Source organism: Duganella rhizosphaerae (assembly GCF_040364205.1).
Taxonomy (GTDB): domain Bacteria; phylum Pseudomonadota; class Gammaproteobacteria; order Burkholderiales; family Burkholderiaceae_D; genus Rugamonas; species Rugamonas rhizosphaerae.
In genome coordinates this window covers 174,861-192,944 of record NZ_BPWK01000006.1, presented here as the reverse complement: position 1 = coordinate 192,944, position 18,084 = coordinate 174,861, and the positions used below count along the sequence as shown (strand labels likewise).

The following is an 18,084-nucleotide window of genomic DNA, read 5'->3' as shown; positions in this document are numbered from 1 at the left end:
GCCTAGTATTTCATTCAGCCAGGCTGTGCCTTACGTCGCGGTGATGATGCTCTCCTCCGTGATGTACAAGAATCTCGGCGTGTCCAATACCGACCTGGCGTTTTATACCGCATGGCTGTACTTGCCGTGGGTGATCAAGCCGCTGTGGTCGCCCATCGTGGAGTTGTTTGGCACCAAGCGGCGCTGGATCGTCCTGCTGCAACTGCTGACCGGCGCGGCGCTCGCGTCGGTGGCGCTGACCTTGCACCTGCCCGACTTCTTCCGCATGAGCCTGGCCTTGCTGTGGCTGATGGCGTTCAGCTCGGCCACCCACGATATCGCGTCCGACGGCTATTACATGCTCGGCCTGCCGACCCAGCACCAGCAGGCGGCGTTCGTCGGCGTGCGCAGCGCGTTCTACAAGCTGGCGATGATCTCCGGACAAGGCGGCCTGGTCTACCTCGCCGGCAAGCTGACCAAGTCCAGCGGCGATCCCGCCTGGGCCTGGTCGGTGGTGTTCTGCGCGATGGCGGCGCTGATGCTGGCGCTGAGCGCGTATCACCAGCTGATCCTGCCCCGCCCGAATACCGACCGCAGCCATGCCGGCGGCGGCTCGTTGTGGAAGGATTTCCTCCGCACCTTCCACAGCTTCTTCCAGAAACCGGGCATCAAGGCCACGCTCGGCTTCCTGCTGCTGTACCGTCTCGGCGAGGCGCAGTTGCTGAAGATGGCGGCGCCCTTTCTGCTCGATCCGCGCTCCCAAGGCGGCCTGGGACTCAGCACGGAAACCGTCGGCGTGGTCTACGGCACCGTCGGCGTGTGCGCGCTGGTGCTGGGCGGCTTGGCCGGCGGCCTGGTGATTTCCCGCTTCGGCCTGAAACGCAGCCTGTGGCCGATGGTGTTCATCATGCACGTGCCGGACCTGGTGTTCGTCTACCTGGCCACCGCGCTGCCGACCAGCACCGTGCTGATCTCCGCCTGCCTGGCGGTGGAGCAGTTCGGCTACGGTTTCGGTTTCTCGGCCTTCATGCTGTACATGGTGCTGGTGGCGGACGGCGAGCACAAGACCGCGCACTACGCCATCTGCACCGGCTTCATGGCCCTCGGCATGATGTTGCCGGGCATGGTCAGCGGCTGGATACAGCAGCACCTGGGTTATCAACATTTCTTCATCTGGGCCTGCATTTCGACCCTGCCGGCGTTCGCGATGACGGCGCTGGTCCGCATCGATCCCGAATTCGGCAAGAAATAATCGCCCGGCGCATTACAATACGGTGCTCAACAGATTCGGGGAATGGTTTTGGTTTTTAATGCAAAGAAGCGGCTGACGCTGACCGCCGGCATGGCCGGCGCCCTGGCCGTGCTGCTGGACGGTTGTTCCAGCACACCGATAGCGCCTGCCCCTGCGGCCGGCGGCACGCCGCGTCCGCCGGCGGCCAGTGCCCCTGCGCCAGCGGCGCCGTTCGATATGAACATGCCGCCGCCGGCGCCGCGCGAGTTCCGCGCGGCCTGGGTGTCGACCGTGGCCAACATCGATTGGCCCAGCCGCAGCAATCTGAGCATGGCCAGGCAGCAGGCCGAAGCGCTCGCCATCCTCGACCGCGCGCAGGCGCTGAACCTGAACGCCATCGTGCTGCAAGTGCGGCCGAGCGCCGATGCGATCTACCCGTCCGAACTGGAGCCGTGGTCCGAGTTCCTCACCGGTCAGCAGGGCCGCGCCCCGGCCACCGCCTGGGATCCGCTGCAATTCTGGATCGAGCAGGCGCACGCGCGCGGGCTGGAGCTGCATGCCTGGTTCAATCCCTACCGCGCCCGCCACGCCACGGCCAAATCGCCGCTGGCGCGCAACCATATCGGCAGCACCAATCCCGACGTGGTCAAATCCTACGGCCGCTATCTGTGGATGGATCCGGGCGAAGCCGCCGCCTCGCAGCACACGCTGGACGTGGTGCTGGACGTGGTGCGCCGCTACGATATCGACGGCGTCCACATCGACGACTATTTCTATCCCTACCCGATCGACACGGCCGCCAGCACCGCCGGCCCGGAAGGCGTGGCGCTGGACGCCGGCGTCGGCCAGAAGCAGGAGCTGGAGTTCCCGGACCAGCCGTCGTGGCAGCACTATCTGCTGGGCGGCGGCACGCTGGACCGCGCCGGCTGGCGCCGCCAGAACGTCAACTCGCTGATCGAAGCGATGTACCTCGGCATCCACAAGGAAAAGAGCTGGGTCCGTTTCGGCATCAGTCCGTTCGGCATCGGCCGCCCGGACCGGCGCCCGGCCGGCATCGTCGGCTTCAGCCAGTACGACAAGCTGTACGCGGACGCCGAACTGTGGCTGGCCAACGGCTGGCTCGACTACCTGGCGCCGCAGCTGTACTGGCCGGTGGCGCAGGCGCCGCAAGCGTTCGACGTGCTGCTCGACTACTGGCTGGCGCAGAACACCCGCACGCGCCACGTCTGGCCCGGCCTGTACACCAGCCGCATCGACAACAGCGCCAAGGCGTTCGCGCCGGAGGAAATCATCAAGCAGATCGGCGTCACGCGCAGCCGCGCCGGCGTGCAGGGCCACCTGCATTTCAGCATCGCGGCGCTGATGGACAACCGCAAGGGCATCGCCGACCAATTGAAGGCGCAGTCTTACCAGACGGCCGCGCTGGCCCCGGCCAGCCCGTGGCTGGGCTCGGATCTGCCGCTGGCGCCGAGCGTCGCCGTGCGGCGTGAAGGCAATGGCGTGGGGCTGAGGCTGTCCGCCGGCGCCGGCAAGCCGGTGGCGCATTATGCGATCTGGTCGCGTTACGGTTCGGAATGGCGCTTCGCGGTGGCGCCGGCCTCGCGCGCGGTGCTGCTGTTGCCGGACGATGCGACCGCAGGCGCGGCGCAGGCGGTGGTGGTCAGCGCCGTCGACCGCTTGGGCAATGAAAGCGAACGCATCAGCGTCATGCGCTGACTCTCACGGAGCGAAATATGGGCGAGCTTGGACTGGGCATCGACGCGGGCGGCACGCAAACCCGCTGGGCATTGGCCGACGCGGCAGGTGCGATCGTGGCCGAGGGCGCGGTGGCCGGCATGTCGGCCACGCAGATGGGCAACACCGCCGGCCGCGACGCGGTGCGCGGCATCTTCTCGATGCTGGCGACGCAGGTGCTGGCGGTGGGCAAGCCGCGGGGCGTATGCGCCGGCCTGACCGGCTTTGACGGCCTGGCCACGCTGCCCGCGCAATGGCTGGCCGAACTGCTGCAAGTGGCGCCGCCGGCGGTCACGCTGCGCAACGACGTGGAAATCGCCTATCTCGACAGTTTCGCGCCCGGCGAAGGCTACCTGGTCTACGCCGGCACCGGCTCGATCGCAGCCTGGATCGCCGAGGACGGTGTGTTCCATCGCGCCGGCGGACGCGGCGTCACGCTGGACGATGGCGGCGGCGGCTTCTGGATCGCGCGCGAAGCGATGCGCCACATCTGGCGGCTGGAGGACGAGCAGCCCGGCGTGTGGCGGCAATCGCCGATGGCGCGCGCGGTGTTCGAGCAGGTCGGCGGCAGCGACTGGGCCTTGTCGCGCCAGTTCATCTACGGCCAGGACCGGGGCGCCATCGGCCGCCTGGCCTTGGCGGTGGCTGCCAGCGCCGACGCCGATCCGGTGGCGCGCACTATCCTCGAACAGGCCGGCCAGGAGCTGGCGCGCATCGGGCTGGCGCTGGTGGGCCGCTACGGTCCGCGCCCCATCGTGCTGAGCGGCCGGGCTGCCAACCTGCATCCGCTGATCGCGCAATCGATGCGCGCGGCGCTGCCGCCGGAACTGTCGCTGCGGCAAAAAGAAGCACAGTCGCACCACGCTGCGGCCCGCATTGCTCTACACTCACGGAATTGAACCGCTGCCGAGACCGCCAATGATGAAGATCCTTCCGTTTGCCGCCCTGTCCACCGCCGTCGCCCTGCTGGCCGGTTGCGCCTCCGCGCCGCCCGCCGGGCCGCGCCTCGACACCACGCTGAGCGCGCGCAGCCAGAGCGACCGCATCAAGTACATCATCATCCACTACACGGTCAGCGACTTGCCGCGCTCGATCAAGATCCTGACCCAGCAGGAAGTCAGCGCGCACTATTTGCTGACCGATACGGAGCAGCCGTTCTTCTATACGCTGGTGGACGAATCGCGCCAGGCCAATCACGCCGGCCTGAGCAGCTGGAAGATCTACAACCAGCTCAATTCGGCGTCGATCGGTATCGAGATCGTCAATCCGGGCTTTGTCGAAACGCCGCAGGGCCGTGTGTACGCGCCGTTCCCCCAGGCGCAGATCGACCAGCTGATTTTGCTGTTGAAGCAGATCGTCGCGCGCCACGACATCAAGCCGGAAAACATCCTCGGCCACAACGATATCGCGCCGCAGCGCAAGCAGGATCCCGGCCCGAAATTCCCGTGGAAGCAGCTGGCCGACGCCGGCCTGGTCGCGTGGCCGGAAGCGAGCCGCGTGGCGGCGCGCCTGCCGGGCTTCCAGGAGCAGTTGCCGGACGTGGCGTGGTTCCAGCGCAAGCTGGCACAGCACGGCTACGCGGTGCCGCAGACGGGTGAGCTGGACCAGGCCACCCGCAACGTGATGGTGGTGTTCCAGTCCAAGTATCGGCAGTCGCTGTATGACGGCGTGCCGGATGCGGAAACGGCGGCCATCCTCGATGTGCTGACCAGTCCGCTGCCGATACCCATGGCGATCCCGCCGATGGTGATGCCGCCGCCGCAACCGGCGCCAGGTACCGTGCCGACTGAATAATTTGCACGGAGCGCCGCATGGCTTTCACCATCACCTGTGAAGAAATCGCCGGCCACCCCGACTTCCGGCATCTCGACAGCGTGGACGGCATCGCCGTCGAGCTGCGCTACGCCACGCCGGACAATTTTGTCGGCCGCGATTTGTACTCGCCGCTCGATTGCGCGTGGCTGCACAACAATGCGGCGGCGGCGCTGGAGCGCGTGGTGGCCTGGCTGGCTGAACGGCGGCCCGATTGCAAGGTGCTGGTGCTGGACGCCCTGCGTCCGCAGCGCGTGCAGGAGCAGCTGTGGCTGGCGCTGCAAGGCACCGAGCTGCTGGGCTATATCGCCGATCCGGTACGCGGTTCCATTCACTCGTTCGGCATGGCGCTGGACCTGACTTTGCTCGATGCGCAAGGCCGCGAGCTGGACATGGGCACCGGCTTCGATGACTTGTCCGAACGCTCGCATCCCGCGCTGGAGGCTGAATTGCTGGCGCGCGGCGAGTTGACCGCGCAGCAGATCGCCAACCGTCAGCTGCTGCGCGACGCCATGTTCCAGGCCGGCTGGGTCGGCATCAACAGCGAATGGTGGCACTTCGATTGCGGCGACCGCTTGCTGGTGCGCCGCGACTACATCCGCGTACTTTAGCGTTTACCCCGCACAGCCAGGCGGGGTCGGACCCCATGCGGGGTCCGACCCCTAAGCGGCGCGGCGTGCGTCTCACATAGGCGCGCGGGGTAAACTTTAACGGTCCACCATCGCCATGCGCTCCTTGCTGTAGCGCAGGCCGGACACCTGTGTCAGCGCGTTATCCAGCACCGCCATCTCGGTCGCATCCAGCTTGATCTCCGCCGCAGCCACGTTCTGCTCCAGGAAGCTGCGACGGCGCGTGCCGGGGATGGTCACGATATCGTCGCCCTTGTGCATGGCCCAGGCCAGCGCGATCTGCCCCGGCGTGACCAGGCGATGATCGGCCAACTCGCGCACGATGGCGGCCGCTTCCATGTTGCGGTCGAAATTCTCGCCTTGCAGACGCGGATCCAGATGACGGAAATCGCCGGGCGGATACTCCTCCGCGCGCTTGGCCGTGCCGGCCAGGAAACCCCGTCCCAGCGGGCTGAACGCCACCAGGCCGATGCCCAGTTCGCGCAACGCCGGCAGCACGTCGGCTTCCAGGTTGCGCTCCCACAGCGAATACTCGCTTTGCAGCACGCTGATCGGGTGCACCGCATGGGCGCGGCGGATATTGGCCACGCCCGCCTCGGACAGGCCGAGGTAGCGCACCTTGCCTTCGCGGACCAGGTCGGCCATCACGCCCACCACCTCCTCGATCGGCACCAGCGGATCGATGCGGTGCTGGTACAGCAGGTCGAGGTAGTCGGTGTTCAGGCGGCGCAGCGATCCTTCCACCTTTTCGCGGATGTGGGCCGGATCGCTGGTCACGCCGACGGTCTTGCCGTCGCGGATGTCGAAGCCGAACTTGGTGGCGAGGATCACCTCGCTGCGGCGGCCGGTGAAGGCGCGGCCCAGCAGCGCTTCATTGTCGTAAGGACCGTATTGCTCGGCCGTGTCGAAGAAGTTGATGCCCAGTTCCAGCGCGCGGTGCAGCGTGGCGACCGCCTCGGTCTGGTCGGCCGGCCCGTAGGTATTGCTCATGCCCATGCAGCCCAAACCCTGCGCCGATACCGTCAGACCCTGGCTGCCTAAAGTACGTTGTTTCATGATGACTCCTGCGTGTTGTGGTGCTTTTAGTATCGGCGCTGCACAAAAAATACACAATCCGCTTACAATGCAAAGCATTGTTGATGCAGCTGCAACGGTGGAGCGATGCGATGGAAATGTTGAAGGAAATGGCCATCTTTGCACAGGTGGTCGATAGCGGTGGTTTCTCTGCGGCTGCGCGGCAGCTGGAGTTGACCACGTCGGCGGTCAGCCGCCACGTGTCGCGGCTGGAGGCGCACATGGGCGGCCGGCTGCTGCACCGGACCACGCGTTCGCTGTCGCTGACCGAGCTGGGGCAGCAGGTGCATGCGGCTTGTTCGCGCATGGTGAGCACGGCGCGCGAGGTGCATGCGCTGGCCGGCAGCTACAGCGCGCGGCCGAACGGCACGATACGCGTCAGCGCGCCCATCGTGCTGGGACAGGTGTGGCTGGCGCCCAAGCTGCCCGGCTTCCTGGCGCGCTATCCGGAGGTCAATGTCGAGCTTCAACTGATGGACCGCAAGATCGACCTGATCGAGGAAGGCATGGACCTGGCGATCCGCATCGCGACCGAGCTGGCGCCGGGACTGGCGGCGCGCACGCTGGGGCCGGTGAGCTACGTGCTGGTGGCGTCGCAGCAGTACCTGGACGCGCATGGCGAACCGCAGTCGCCCCACGAGCTGCCGGCGCATCAATGCAGCTACCTGGGCTACGCGCGCTTCGGCGATGCGTGGAGCTTGCGGCGCGGTGCGGAGACGGCCAGCATCCGCGTGCCGTCGCGGCTGACGATCAACAACAGCGCGGCCCTGATGGCTGTGGTGGAGGCGGGCGGCGGCATCGGCCTGGTGCCGGATTTCACGGCGCGCCCGGCGCTGGCGCAGCAGCGGGTGCGGCAGGTGCTGCCGGAATGGATCTTCGACGAGCCGTACGCCGGCACCGTGCACGCGGTCTACATGCCCGGCCCGCACCTGGCGTTGAAGGTGCGGGCGTTTATCGACTATCTGGTGGATGAGGGCCTGCCGGGTGCCGCAATATGAAAACGCGCGGTCAGGATTCGAAGCGGATGGTTTTTGCCACGTAGTTCAAGGTCACCTTGTATTTCTTCAGGAAGCCTATCCCCAGCGATACGCCGGCGCCTATGGTGTCGGTGGCTGTGCCGAAGGTGGTGTAGGCGGCCTTCATGTCATGCACCGCCAGGCCGCCGATCGAAAACGGTGGCGCCTGGCCAACCACGATGGCTTGCTCGCCGCCATGTCCCATGGCCGATACCGGCTTGGCCGCGGCCATCAGCGCCTCAAGGCCCAGCGCCTTGGCCGTGTCGGGAGTGATGAGGATGCCGTAGGTGCCGCCGGTGTCGATCAAGGCGTTGACGTGTTGTCCGGCCATGGTCAATTGGACGATGGGGATGCCGGTGTCGAGCGACATGACCACATCGTTCGGCGCGGCGGGCTGCGGCGTCTCGAAGTAGACTTCTTCGCGCAGGTAGTCGATCACGATGGATGTCCCCGCCAGGAAAGTTCGGCCCAGCATGCCCGCTGCGGGCTTGCCATCCGGTCCCGCCATGCCGCCCATGCCGATCGACTGGAACAGCACGACCTTGTCGGATTCGTTGCCGGCGCGTATATGGATCGTGTCGGTGTCGAAGGTGTCGGGCTTCGTCGTGCCGAAGGTGGACTGCGCCTCCGCGCTGGCGGTCAGCTTGAGACCGATCGTCTTCGCATAGTCGGTGTCGATGATCGATTCGGTCGTTCCGGTGTCGAGCAGCATCCAAGCGTCCGGCTTATCGTTGACGGAAATCTTCAGGAAGACCTGACCTTTCTGAAACGTCGACGGTAGCATATGCGCGTGCCCGGCCGCGCCGTGAGCAAGCGAAGAGGCCAGCAAACAGGCTGCAGCGATGCAGGACGTGGCGAACGACAGCGCCGATTTATGTGGGGAAGAGGTGAGCATGACGCTACCGTATCATGCCGGGGCGCCGGCGAATATCGTCGTCGGCCGCAATACACTATTCCGCATTTTGACGGCATTAGCCCGGCCCGCTGTTGTCCGCCAGCGCGCCGGCCAGGAAATCGGCGAAGGCGCGCACCCTGGCCACTTGCTGGCGGTGCTTGGGCCAGACCAGATTGATCGGCAGCGGCGCAATCGCCCACTCGGGCAGCAGTGGGCGCACCCGCCCGTCGGCCAGTTCCTGCCGCACCATCCAGCTGGGGGCGTAGGCGATGCCCATGCCGTCGAGCAGCGCCGCGCGCACCACTTCCGAACTATTGCTTTGCAAGGCGCCAGTCACCGCGACCGCAGCCTCGCGGCCATCGGCGTGCGAAAAGTGCCACACGTTCTTGCTGCTCAGTTCTGTGTACACGATGCAGGAATGCCGCAACAGGTCGGTGGGCGCCGCCAGCGCCGCCGGGTAGGAAGCGCTGGCCATCAATGTGCCCTGGCTGCGGCCGATGCCGCGCGCGATCAGTGCGCTGTCGGACAAGTGGCCGATGCGCACCGCCATGTCGATACCCTGCTCGACCAGGTCGATGTAGTGGTCGTGCAGGCGCAGGTCGATCCGCACAGCTGGGTGTTCTGCCAGGAAGCGCTGCACCAGCGGCATCATGACGCGCAAGCCGAAACCGACCGGCGCTGCGACGCGCATGCTCCCTTCCAGTTGATGCGTGCCGTGTCGCAGCTGCTGTTCCGCCTCCGCCACCTCGGCCACCAGCCGGCGCGCCTGCTCGAAATAGCGGCGGCCATCGTCGGTCAGGGCCAGCGCGCGCGTCGAACGCGTGAGCAAGCGCACGCCCAGATGTTGTTCTAGTGCGGCCACCTGTTTGCTGATGGCGCTTTGGGTGGTGTTGCGCTCACGGGCGACGGCTGAAAACGTCCCCGTTTCAGCAACGCGTACAAACACATGCATGGCAAGCAGGCGATCCATAGTCGGTTCCATTCATTCAAATTTGGAATGAATGTTAATCGTTTTTGCCGACTATCACAGGCGAGGGGACTGGCCTATCGTGGCTGCTGGTTTTCCACCATCCACAAGGACAGTTCATGATGAAGTTCTATTACCACCCCTCGCCCAATCCCGCCAAGGTCGCATTGTTTCTGGAGGAGAGCGCCTTGCCTTACGAACTGGTGCTGGTCGATACGCACCGGGGCGAGCAGCATCTGCCCGTCTACCTGGCCATCAATCCGAATGCCAAGACACCGGCGCTGGTCGACGGCGCCGCGACCGTCTTCGACAGCAACGCGATACTGCTCTACCTGGCCGAAAAGACCGGGCGCTTCCTGCCCGGCACGCCCGTCGAGCGCGCCGAGATGCATTCCTGGCTGATGTTCCTGGCCACCGGCCTGGCGCCGATGTGCGGCCAGCTGGGGCATTTCAAGTTTTTCGCGCCGCAGCCCAATGACTATGCCGTCAACCGCTATAGCTTTGAAGCGTGGCGCCACTGGCGCATCCTCGACCAGCGCCTGAGCCAGCGCGCGTACATGCTGGGCGAGAGCTACTCCATCGTCGACATGGCGGTCTGGGGCTGGGCGCGGGTGGTCCCGTTCGTGCTGGGCGAGCAGGCGTGGGCAGCGCTGCCCAACGTCAAACGATGGTTCGACGCCGTCAATGCCCGTCCGGCGGCCCAGCGCGCCGAGGCCTTGAAGGACGCGCAACCCTACAAGGCCGAGTTTGACGCCGAAACGCTGGCAGCACTGTTCCGCCACAATCTGCCGGAGGCGGCGGTTCCGGCGTGAGCTCAAGGTTGTGCGCATCGGGCGACCCAGTCGATCAAGCCGTCCAGCACAGTGTTGGACCGCAAGATCGATCTGGTGGAGGACGGCTTGCCTGGATGAGATGTCGCATAGCCACTGACCGCTGCTGTCGGCGCCTTTTACAAAAGCGCCAACGCTGCGCCCGATTCGCCGGCTGACTTCGCAAACGCCGCGTCAAGTCCCTGTTTCATCAGTAGGTTTGAGAGGAGATCATCGGATGGAATAGATGGTGCTTGGTGTGAGCCGACCGTTGTCAAACGTAGGCTCACCAAGGAGATTTGCCATGAGCACCAAGTCAGTTGCGCGCGTCGTCATCGCCTTTTTATCCACAGTGTTTATCGGGCAAGCGAGCGCTGTTCCGATCGACAAATATTTCGTCGTCAATCCCATCAGCATTTGTAATAACGCCGGCGCAGCCTGCACGGTCGCCAACACCTACGCGGCGGAGACGGCAAAAATCTACGCCCAGGCCGGGGTGGGGGCGGTCTTCCTGCCGACCAGGCAGATCAACAACACGGCAGCCCAGTCAGTGCCGTCGGTGACCAACCTGAGTGTTCCCGGCAACGGTCAAAGCGCAGACCCCGCCACCATCAATATGTGGTTTGCACAGAACATGCCGAGCACCCCCGGTACTGTCTTGTTCGGTAACGCTTACGTTGGTGGCAACGGGGTCGCGATCAATTCGAGCGCCGTCAATGCCTTCAACGGCGGAATCGGCCGCATTGATACCTTGGCGCACGAGTTGGGCCACAATTTGGGCCTGGACCATACTGATTTTGGCGCGGGCGGCGCCAACAATTTGCTCACGACCGGATCGGTACGCAACATTCCGGGTGGACTGGGGGACATCACGCCGAGTGGCGCAATGCTGGATCAGTTGACCACGGCGCAGGTCAACCAATTGCGCAGCAGCCCCTTCATGCGCGAGGTGCCTCATGTGACGGTCGATATCAATGGATCGACGCCCTTTTCCACCAATAATTTTTTCAAAATCCTGTTCAATAACGGCAGCAATTTCCTGAAAAAACTGTCGATCAATCTGGGGCCGGTGGCCGCATTTTTCGATCCGACCAATGCTCCGCCGGGAACTGACAGTTCGCCGTTCTCGCTCAGCGGATTGAGTGGATTGACTGCGTCCGATATCGCCGTATCCGGCAACAGCGACGGTAGCCAGATACTGACGCTGACCTTTGCCGACAATGCTTTTACCGCCGGCGACAGCTTCGCGTTCGGCATCGATATCGACAAATTCGCCTGCGTGGACTGCTTCGGCGCGACGCCGCAGGAACTGATAGGTTCGTTGTTCTCGTTCAGTTTTAGCGACGGCTACGGCGCCACTGCGGCGATGAGCGGTACCAGCTTCAAAGCCGATTCCACCGAGATTGTGGACATGCTTCCGTTCGACACCAGCTTGCTCACCACGCCCCCCGGCTTTGTCGCACCGGTAGGCGTGGTGGGACCCATCGATCCAGTGGCGTTGGTGCCCGAGCCGGGTTCGCTCATGCTGCTGCTGATCGGTTTTGTGGCGCTGCTGCGCTGGCAAGGGCCGGTGCGCCGCGGCCGCGTGCTGGTACACTGAGAGCAGCTGCCACCCGATGAAAAATCCTATGACATGGTCCCGCACCATCTTGGCCTGCCTGGCGATGAGCACCACTCCTCACCCGGCGGTGGCGGCGTCCCCATCCGATCAGATGCCACTGCCGCCTGCCTGCAAAAAAGCCGTCTCAACAGACGGCCACTATCTGTTCGAGGCTTGCTCCACAGATCAATGGCGGTCGCGCCACGCTACCGGCCGCCTGATGGAAAACACCGCGCATGGCACGCGCACGGTGTGGGAGAGGCCCCTGCCGCAAGAGTACGGCCCGCGCTATGTCGTGGTGGGCAGACAAGGGCAGGTGGTGCTGTTTGACGAAGCGATCAACGTCAAAAGCCGCTATGCCGTGGTGCTGATGCGGCAAGCGGAGCGCGGCGATGTGATCCATGCTTACGAAGCGGTGAGGCTGGCGCTGGGACAATCCGCAGCGGCCATCATGGATCATGCGCAGAGCGGTTGGTGGCTGCAGGGCGCGCCGTCGCTGAACGCGGCGGGCACCCAGGCCTTGGCGCCTGTCGCCAATACATTTCTCGCGGTCGACCTGGAGACCGGCGCGCTGTCCGTGCTTGAGCCTGGCCGCTAGCGGCTGCCTGAGCGTGCCACCCAGTCGATCACGCCGTCCAGCACGGTGCGGCCGGCGCCGTTCGCGACATGCTCATCGTTGAGGATGGCGACCACGATGCAGGGCTGGTTGTTGGCGTCGGTGACGTAGCCGGCGATGGCGATCACGCTTTTCAGGCTACCGGTCTTGATGCGGGCGCGCAGTGCGGCCGGGCTGTCCTTGAGGCGCTTGCGCATGGTGCCGTCGGTGGCGGCGATCGGCAGGCTGGACAGGAACTCCGGCATCCACAGGCTCTTCAGGCCGGCTTGCAGAACGCCCGCCAGTTGCGCCGGCGTGGCGCGCTCGATGCGCGACAGGCCGGAGCCGTTGTCGAAGACCAGGCCGTTGGCGTCGATGCGCTGGCTTTGCAGCCAGCCGCGGATCGCGGTTTCGGCGCGCATCGGCGTGCTGGCCTGGCTGCCGTCGGGCGCGATCGGGCGGCTCCCCAGCACGGGGTCGGCTTGCAGGCTGCCCAGCATCAGGAACACGGTGCGGGCCAGGGTGTTGTCCGAGAACTTGTTGATGTCGCGTAGCATTTCCGGCAGCGGCCGGGAGACGTGCTCGGCCAGCAGGCGGGTGGCCGGCGTCGACGCGTCGGCTGGCATTGTTTCAGTTGCCGCAGCGGCCTCGCTCGCGCCGGCCTCGCGCACTTCGCCGACTATGCTGCCGCCCAGCTTGCGCCAGGTGGCGCGCAGCAAGCGCTCCAGATAGTCGTGGTGGTCCATCACGTCGACGCTGGTCGATTTGATGCAGTTTTTAGGGTAGCTGCCATGCAGCACCACCTCGATCTTGTCGCCGCTGCGCGCGACGTCCGGCGAACGCCAGCCTTGCTCCCACGACGCGCACGGCGCATCGCTGAGCTTCATGTCCGAGCGGATGCTGACTTTGTCCATCTCCGGCATCATCACCAGGCCGACCTTGTTGCCGGTCGAGCGCATTTCCACTTTGAGCAGGTTGGTGTTGGTCAGCAGCGCGTCAGGAATCACGTTGTAGTAAGCCCACGGGAATTCGTCGAACGGCGGCTGGCCCACATCCGGCCGCGCCGGCTGGAACAATTGACGGTCCAGGATCACGTCGCCCTTGATCTTGCGGATGCCCTGGTTGCGCAGCGCTTGCAGCATGTGCAGCAACACGTCCTCGTTCAGGTCGACATCGCCGCCGCCGCGCAGTATCAGGTCGCCCTGCAGCACGCCGTTGACCACCTCGGCGCTGCTGCGGAACTCGGTGCGGGCGCGGAAGGCCGGGCCCAGCTGTTCCAGCGCCGTCATCGCGGTGAACAGCTTCATGGTGGACGCCGGCTGCATGCTCTGCTGCGCGTTGTGCGAGACCAGCGTGGCATCGCCGCGCAGCACGACGATGCCGGCGCCTTCCGGCGGAATCTGTGCCGCCTGCAGCAGCGCGCTGATCGGCTCGGGCAGGTCGGCGGCGTGGGCGGTGCCGGCGGTGCTCGTAAAACACAGCGCGGCGAGGATGAGGTGACGGAACATGGCGACCTTGTTCAATGGAAGAAGATGTAGGAAACGAAGATGGCGGCGATGACGCCGGCCAGGTCGGCGATCAGGCCGCAGGAAATCGCGTAGCGCGTCTTGCGTATGCCCACCGAGCCGAAGTACAACGCGACGATGTAGAAGGTGGTGTCGGCCGAGCCGTTGAACACGCAGGCCAGGCGGCCGACGAACGAGTCCACGCCGTAGGTGCGCATGGTGTCGATCATCATGGCCTTGGCGGCGCTGCCGCTGAGCGGCTTCATCAGCGCGGTCGGCAGCGACGGCACGAAATCGGTGTTGACGCCCAGGTGGGCGAACAGCCAGCTGAAGCAGTCCATCACGTAGGCGAACACGCCGGCGTTGCGGATCACGCTGATCGCCACCAGCATGCCGACCAGGTAGGGAATCACGGTGATCGAGGTCTGGATGCCGCCCTTGGCGCCTTCGATGAAGGCTTCGTAGACGTTGACCTTGCGCCGCAGCGCGCCGATGATGAAGCCGGCGATCACCACCATCAGCACCAGGTTGCTGAAGACCTTGGAGAACAACTCAATTTCGATCTTGCTCAGGTAGTGCGTGAAGTAGAAGACCATGCCGGCGATGGCGGCCGTCATGCCGCCCAGCCAGCTCAGCACCACGCCGTTGAACAGGTTGATGCGCTGGCGGATGGCGACGGCGATGATGCCGGTCACGGTCGCCACGTAGGTGGCGATCATGCAAGGGATGAAGATGTCGGACGCATCGGCCGCGCCCAGGATCGAGCGCTGCGCCATGATGGCCAGCGGGATCAAGGTCAGGCCCGAGGTGTGCAGCACCAGGAACATGATCTGGGCGTCGGTCGGCTCGTCCTTGCTGGGGTTCAGCGTTTGCAGGCTTTCCATGGCCTTCAGGCCGAACGGCGTGGCGGCGTTGTCCAGGCCCAGCAGGTTGGCCGAGAAGTTCATCACCATGTGGCCGGTGGCCGGATGGTTCTTCGGCACGCCGGGGAAGATGCGCGAGAAGAACGGCTGGATCAGCCGCGCCAGCAGGTCGATGGCGCCGGCCTTTTCGCCGATGTTCATGATGCCCAGCCACAGCGTCATCACGCCGGCCAGCGGCAGCGCGATGTCCATCACGGCGGCCTTGGCGGAGTCGAAAGTACCGTCGATGATGCGCTTGAAGATTTCGGTGTCGCCCGTCAGCAGGAACTGCGCCAGCGCGGCCGCAAAGCCGACCAGGAAGAAGCCGGACCAGATGTAATTGAGCGACATATCTAGAAATTTTCCTGAAAGCAGTGGGCGATTTTCGAAGTATAGCGGGTAAGCCTGCGAAAAAAGTTATAAGCTGCCGCTTTACGTATGCGATGTGGAATGGACCTGATGCCCAAAAGTTATGCCGCAGCCCTGCTGGCGCTGGTGCTCAGCGCCGTCCCGGCCGCCGCCGCCGCGCCCAAAGTCCTGCATGCCTTCCTCAGCACAGGCGAGACCGGCCTCGATCCGGCGGTGGCGTCCGATATTGCCAGCCTCAGCCTGTTGGAAAACCTGTTCGATCCGCTGCTGCGCTATGACTACCTGGCCCGCCCGGTCAAACTGCAAGCCAACACGCTGAGCGCCATGCCGACCGTGGAAGACAACGGCTTGAGCTACACCTTCCAGCTGCGCCAGGACATCTTTTTCACGCCCGATCCGGCGTTCAAGGGCGTGCATCGCCAGGTAACCGCGCAGGACTACGTCTACAGCCTGAAGCGCCTGTATGATCCGACGCTGAAATCGCCGTGGCTGTTTCTGTTGGAAGGCAAGATCGCCGGCGACGAGGCGCTGAAGACCAAGTTCAGCTACGACAGCAATATCGCCGGCCTGCAAGCGGTGGACAAGTTCACCCTGCGCATCAAGCTCAACGCAGCCGATCCCAACTTCCTGTTCTACCTGGCGACGCCGTCTACCGGCGTGGTCGCGCGCGAGGTGATGGAAGCCTACGGTGCGCAAGCCGGCAACCATCCGGTCGGCACCGGCCCCTTCATGATGGGCAGGTGGAAGCACAGCGACCAGATCACGCTGCTGGCCAACCGCGACTTCCGGCCGACGATGTTCCAGGGCCGGCGCCTGCCGCTGTTGGATCAGGTCGACATCAAGGTCGTCGAGGAATATCAATCGCGCGTGCTGGGCTTCCTGAACGGCGAATTCGATTTCCTCGAGCAGCTGCCCGAGTCGATGAAGGACATGGTGTTGACCGCCGACGCCAAGCCGACCCTGAAACCGGCGCTGGCCAAGCAGGGCATGGTGTTGTCGCCCTTCCCCGTGCTGCAAACCTACTACATGTGGATGAACATGGACGACCCGCTGATCGGCGGCTACAGCAAGGAGAAGCTGGCCTTGCGGCGCGCCATCGCGCTGGGCTACAACAGCGGCGAGGATGTGGCCTTGATGAAGAAGGGCCTGGCGCTGCCGGCTGTCACGCCGTTGCCGCCGAATGTGCTGGGCTACGATCCCGCCTACCGCAGCCCGGTGGCCTACGATCCCGCGCTGGCCAATGCGCTGCTGGACCGCTACGGCTACCGCAAGGCCGCCGACGGCTTCCGCACCCAGCCCGACGGCAAGCCTCTGACGCTGGTGATGCACAGCGAATCGTCCACCGTCGGCCGCCTGCGCGACGAGCTGTGGCGCAAGAACCTGAACGCCATCGGCCTGAAAGTGACTTTCAAGAGCGACAAAAAAACCGAGATCATCAAAGCCTCGCGGCTGGGTTCGGTGATGATGTTCGAAACCAACTGGGTGGCCGACTTCCCCGACGGCGAGAACTTCTACCAGCTGCTGTACGGCCCCAACAGCGGACGCGCCAACTATGCGCGCTTCAACCTGCCCGCCTACAACCAGCGCTACGAGCAGAGCCGCAGCATGGGCGACTCGCCGCAGCGCACCGCGCTGTACGATGAAATGGCGCAGCTCATCCACGCCTACACGCCGTGGGTGCTGCTGACCCATCCGATTTCCGCCGACCTGCAACAGCCGTGGCTGAAGCATTACCAGCGTCATCCGGTGGAACTGACCAACTGGCGCTATCTGGACGTAGACGCACATACCCCGCGCTGAGCAATGCGTACAATGGACGGATGAAACTATTTACCCGCACGGCGCTGCTGCATGTCAGCGCGCATCCAATGAATTTCCTGGTGCAATGCCTGAAGGGCTTCCGCGCCAACCAGGGCTTGCTGCTGGCGGGCGCGGTCGCCTATTACTCGCTGCTGTCCATCGTGCCGCTGGTGATGCTGGTGGTGGTCGCGCTGTCGCACTTCATCGCGCAGGACGAATTGCTGGCGACCTTGGGCCGTTACCTGAACTGGCTGGTGCCGGGACAGGCCCAACCCCTCGTGACCGAGGTCGGCCATTTCCTCGAACACCGCGACCTGATCGGTGGCGTGCTGGTGGTCAGCATGATTTTCTTCAGCTCGCTGGCGTTCACCGTGCTGGAAAACGCCATGTGCGTCATCTTCAAGCACCGGGTCGAGATACGGCGCCGGCATTTCATGATCTCGGCGATCATGCCCTACTGCTACATCCTGTCGCTGGGCGTCGGCATGCTGCTGGTGACCCTGGTGGCGGGCAGCTTGCAGGTGCTGGGCGAGGAAAGCGTGCAATTCCTCGGCTATAGCTGGTCGCTGCATGGCATGTCCGGCGTGCTGCTGTACCTGCTGGGCCTGGGCGGCGAGGTGCTGGTGCTGACCTCGATCTACCTGGTGATGCCGGTGGGCCGCCTGTCGTTGTCGCACGCATTGATCGGCGGGGTGACGGCGGCGCTGCTGTGGGAACTGGCGCGCCGCATTCTGGTTTGGTATTTTTCAACCTTGTCGCAGGTGAACGTGGTGTATGGCTCGATGACCACCGCCATCATCGTCATGTTCAGCCTGGAAATCGGCGCCACGCTGTTGCTGTTCGGCGCCCAGGTCATATCCGAGTTCGAGCGGGTCGGCCGCCATGGCACGTTGCGCGAGCCGACGCCGATGACCACCCAAACTACAGAAGTAAAATAATTTGTGCGTCGCACAAAGATCTGTGTTACACTACGTTCGTGGTTGAGGTTGTAAGGGAGGAATCCCGGCAAACAGTCCCACATCCAAGAGAAGCGCCGCAGTTCGATATGTGTAAGACCGAACCGCAGTTGACGTGAACCTTGGAGTTGTAATTCCGGATACGATGGTCGATTTACACGTTGGGGGCACCACGCAGATAGCATGGGCGCCTGAGACTCTGGAGTCACTT

The 18,084-nt window shown here is 64.5% G+C and carries 16 protein-coding genes; 11 read left to right on the top strand and 5 right to left on the bottom strand.

The window, feature by feature from the left end; genetic code table 11:
- Positions 1-43 precede the first annotated feature (43 nt).
- From RUGAMON1_RS15010 to RUGAMON1_RS14990, 5 genes are read left to right on the top strand one after another with little or no spacing between them, the layout of a single operon-like run.
- Positions 44-1,231, top strand: a complete 1,188-nt coding sequence (locus tag RUGAMON1_RS15010; protein WP_445231259.1) for an MFS transporter — start codon at positions 44-46, stop codon at positions 1,229-1,231.
- 42 nt (positions 1,232-1,273) lie between these two features.
- Complete coding sequence (locus RUGAMON1_RS15005; RefSeq protein WP_445231258.1) at positions 1,274-2,926, top strand: glycoside hydrolase family 10-like protein; 1,653 nt, start codon at positions 1,274-1,276, stop codon at positions 2,924-2,926.
- 17 nt (positions 2,927-2,943) lie between these two features.
- Entirely contained in the window at positions 2,944-3,843 is a 900-nt protein-coding gene (locus RUGAMON1_RS15000; protein WP_445231257.1) for an N-acetylglucosamine kinase, read from the top strand.
- A gap of 22 nt (positions 3,844-3,865) precedes the next feature.
- Positions 3,866-4,738 carry an N-acetylmuramoyl-L-alanine amidase gene (locus RUGAMON1_RS14995; RefSeq protein WP_445231437.1) on the top strand — a complete coding sequence of 291 codons (873 nt, stop codon included), beginning with the start codon at positions 3,866-3,868 and terminating at the stop codon, positions 4,736-4,738.
- A 17-nt stretch (positions 4,739-4,755) separates the two neighbouring features.
- Complete coding sequence (locus RUGAMON1_RS14990) at positions 4,756-5,367, top strand: M15 family metallopeptidase (RefSeq protein ID WP_445231256.1); 612 nt, start codon at positions 4,756-4,758, stop codon at positions 5,365-5,367.
- 96 nt (positions 5,368-5,463) lie between these two features.
- On the opposite strand, the gene RUGAMON1_RS14985 is transcribed toward RUGAMON1_RS14990, so the two are convergent.
- Positions 5,464-6,441 (bottom strand): aldo/keto reductase, encoded by a 978-nt coding sequence (locus tag RUGAMON1_RS14985; RefSeq protein ID WP_445231255.1) that lies wholly within the window; start codon positions 6,439-6,441, stop codon positions 5,464-5,466.
- An 83-nt stretch (positions 6,442-6,524) separates the two neighbouring features.
- On the opposite strand from RUGAMON1_RS14985, the gene RUGAMON1_RS14980 reads away from it, so the two are divergent.
- Positions 6,525-7,457, top strand: coding sequence for a LysR family transcriptional regulator (locus tag RUGAMON1_RS14980; protein ID WP_445231254.1), 933 nt, complete (start codon positions 6,525-6,527; stop codon positions 7,455-7,457).
- Positions 7,458-7,467: 10 nt separating this feature from the next.
- Here the strand turns inward: RUGAMON1_RS14980 and RUGAMON1_RS14975 are convergent, their stop codons facing one another.
- Positions 7,468-8,370, bottom strand: a complete 903-nt coding sequence (locus RUGAMON1_RS14975) for a pepsin/retropepsin-like aspartic protease family protein (RefSeq protein ID WP_445231253.1) — start codon at positions 8,368-8,370, stop codon at positions 7,468-7,470.
- Positions 8,371-8,446: 76 nt separating this feature from the next.
- On the bottom strand, positions 8,447-9,340 hold the full coding sequence (locus tag RUGAMON1_RS14970; protein ID WP_445231252.1) for a LysR family transcriptional regulator: 894 nt from the start codon (positions 9,338-9,340) through the stop codon (positions 8,447-8,449).
- A gap of 116 nt (positions 9,341-9,456) precedes the next feature.
- Here RUGAMON1_RS14970 and RUGAMON1_RS14965 point away from each other — a divergent pair, with 116 nt between their 5' ends.
- From RUGAMON1_RS14965 to RUGAMON1_RS14955, 3 genes are all read left to right on the top strand, one after another.
- Positions 9,457-10,149: a glutathione S-transferase family protein gene (locus tag RUGAMON1_RS14965; RefSeq protein WP_445231251.1), complete on the top strand. Its 693-nt coding sequence runs from the start codon at positions 9,457-9,459 to the stop codon at positions 10,147-10,149.
- A 301-nt stretch (positions 10,150-10,450) separates the two neighbouring features.
- Positions 10,451-11,746: a zinc-dependent metalloprotease family protein gene (locus RUGAMON1_RS14960; RefSeq protein ID WP_445231250.1), complete on the top strand. Its 1,296-nt coding sequence runs from the start codon at positions 10,451-10,453 to the stop codon at positions 11,744-11,746.
- Positions 11,747-11,774: 28 nt separating this feature from the next.
- Positions 11,775-12,344 (top strand): hypothetical protein, encoded by a 570-nt coding sequence (locus RUGAMON1_RS14955; protein WP_445231249.1) that lies wholly within the window; start codon positions 11,775-11,777, stop codon positions 12,342-12,344.
- On the opposite strand, the gene dacB is transcribed toward RUGAMON1_RS14955, so the two are convergent.
- Together dacB and RUGAMON1_RS14945 are read right to left on the bottom strand one after the other, a co-directional pair.
- Complete coding sequence (gene dacB, locus RUGAMON1_RS14950) at positions 12,341-13,849, bottom strand: D-alanyl-D-alanine carboxypeptidase/D-alanyl-D-alanine endopeptidase (protein ID WP_445231248.1); 1,509 nt, start codon at positions 13,847-13,849, stop codon at positions 12,341-12,343. The two genes, RUGAMON1_RS14955 and dacB, sit on opposite strands and share 4 nt — an antisense overlap.
- An 11-nt stretch (positions 13,850-13,860) precedes the next feature.
- On the bottom strand, positions 13,861-15,099 hold the full coding sequence (locus RUGAMON1_RS14945) for a spore maturation protein (protein ID WP_445231247.1): 1,239 nt from the start codon (positions 15,097-15,099) through the stop codon (positions 13,861-13,863).
- 108 nt (positions 15,100-15,207) lie between these two features.
- On the opposite strand from RUGAMON1_RS14945, the gene RUGAMON1_RS14940 reads away from it, so the two are divergent.
- Both RUGAMON1_RS14940 and RUGAMON1_RS14935 read left to right on the top strand, forming a co-directional pair.
- Positions 15,208-16,917 (top strand): ABC transporter substrate-binding protein, encoded by a 1,710-nt coding sequence (locus tag RUGAMON1_RS14940; protein WP_445231246.1) that lies wholly within the window; start codon positions 15,208-15,210, stop codon positions 16,915-16,917.
- A 20-nt stretch (positions 16,918-16,937) separates the two neighbouring features.
- Complete coding sequence (locus RUGAMON1_RS14935; protein ID WP_445231245.1) at positions 16,938-17,855, top strand: YihY/virulence factor BrkB family protein; 918 nt, start codon at positions 16,938-16,940, stop codon at positions 17,853-17,855.
- The last annotated feature ends 229 nt before the right edge of the window (positions 17,856-18,084 follow it).

Coding starts and splice junctions, on each gene's coding strand:
- RUGAMON1_RS14945 (WP_445231247.1), bottom strand. CDS start 15,099: ATGTCGCTCAATTACATCTGGTCCGGCTTCTTCCTGGTCGGCTTTGCG.
- RUGAMON1_RS14975 (WP_445231253.1), bottom strand. CDS start 8,370: ATGCTCACCTCTTCCCCACATAAATCGGCGCTGTCGTTCGCCACGTCC.
- RUGAMON1_RS14990 (WP_445231256.1), top strand. CDS start 4,756: ATGGCTTTCACCATCACCTGTGAAGAAATCGCCGGCCACCCCGACTTC.
- RUGAMON1_RS14960 (WP_445231250.1), top strand. CDS start 10,451: ATGAGCACCAAGTCAGTTGCGCGCGTCGTCATCGCCTTTTTATCCACA.
- RUGAMON1_RS14995 (WP_445231437.1), top strand. CDS start 3,866: ATGAAGATCCTTCCGTTTGCCGCCCTGTCCACCGCCGTCGCCCTGCTG.
- RUGAMON1_RS14980 (WP_445231254.1), top strand. CDS start 6,525: ATGCAGCTGCAACGGTGGAGCGATGCGATGGAAATGTTGAAGGAAATG.
- RUGAMON1_RS15000 (WP_445231257.1), top strand. CDS start 2,944: ATGGGCGAGCTTGGACTGGGCATCGACGCGGGCGGCACGCAAACCCGC.
- dacB (WP_445231248.1), bottom strand. CDS start 13,849: ATGTTCCGTCACCTCATCCTCGCCGCGCTGTGTTTTACGAGCACCGCC.
- RUGAMON1_RS14935 (WP_445231245.1), top strand. CDS start 16,938: ATGAAACTATTTACCCGCACGGCGCTGCTGCATGTCAGCGCGCATCCA.
- RUGAMON1_RS14970 (WP_445231252.1), bottom strand. CDS start 9,340: ATGGATCGCCTGCTTGCCATGCATGTGTTTGTACGCGTTGCTGAAACG.
- RUGAMON1_RS14965 (WP_445231251.1), top strand. CDS start 9,457: ATGATGAAGTTCTATTACCACCCCTCGCCCAATCCCGCCAAGGTCGCA.
- RUGAMON1_RS15005 (WP_445231258.1), top strand. CDS start 1,274: ATGGTTTTGGTTTTTAATGCAAAGAAGCGGCTGACGCTGACCGCCGGC.
- RUGAMON1_RS14940 (WP_445231246.1), top strand. CDS start 15,208: ATGCCCAAAAGTTATGCCGCAGCCCTGCTGGCGCTGGTGCTCAGCGCC.
- RUGAMON1_RS14985 (WP_445231255.1), bottom strand. CDS start 6,441: ATGAAACAACGTACTTTAGGCAGCCAGGGTCTGACGGTATCGGCGCAG.
- RUGAMON1_RS15010 (WP_445231259.1), top strand. CDS start 44: ATGATGCTCTCCTCCGTGATGTACAAGAATCTCGGCGTGTCCAATACC.
- RUGAMON1_RS14955 (WP_445231249.1), top strand. CDS start 11,775: ATGACATGGTCCCGCACCATCTTGGCCTGCCTGGCGATGAGCACCACT.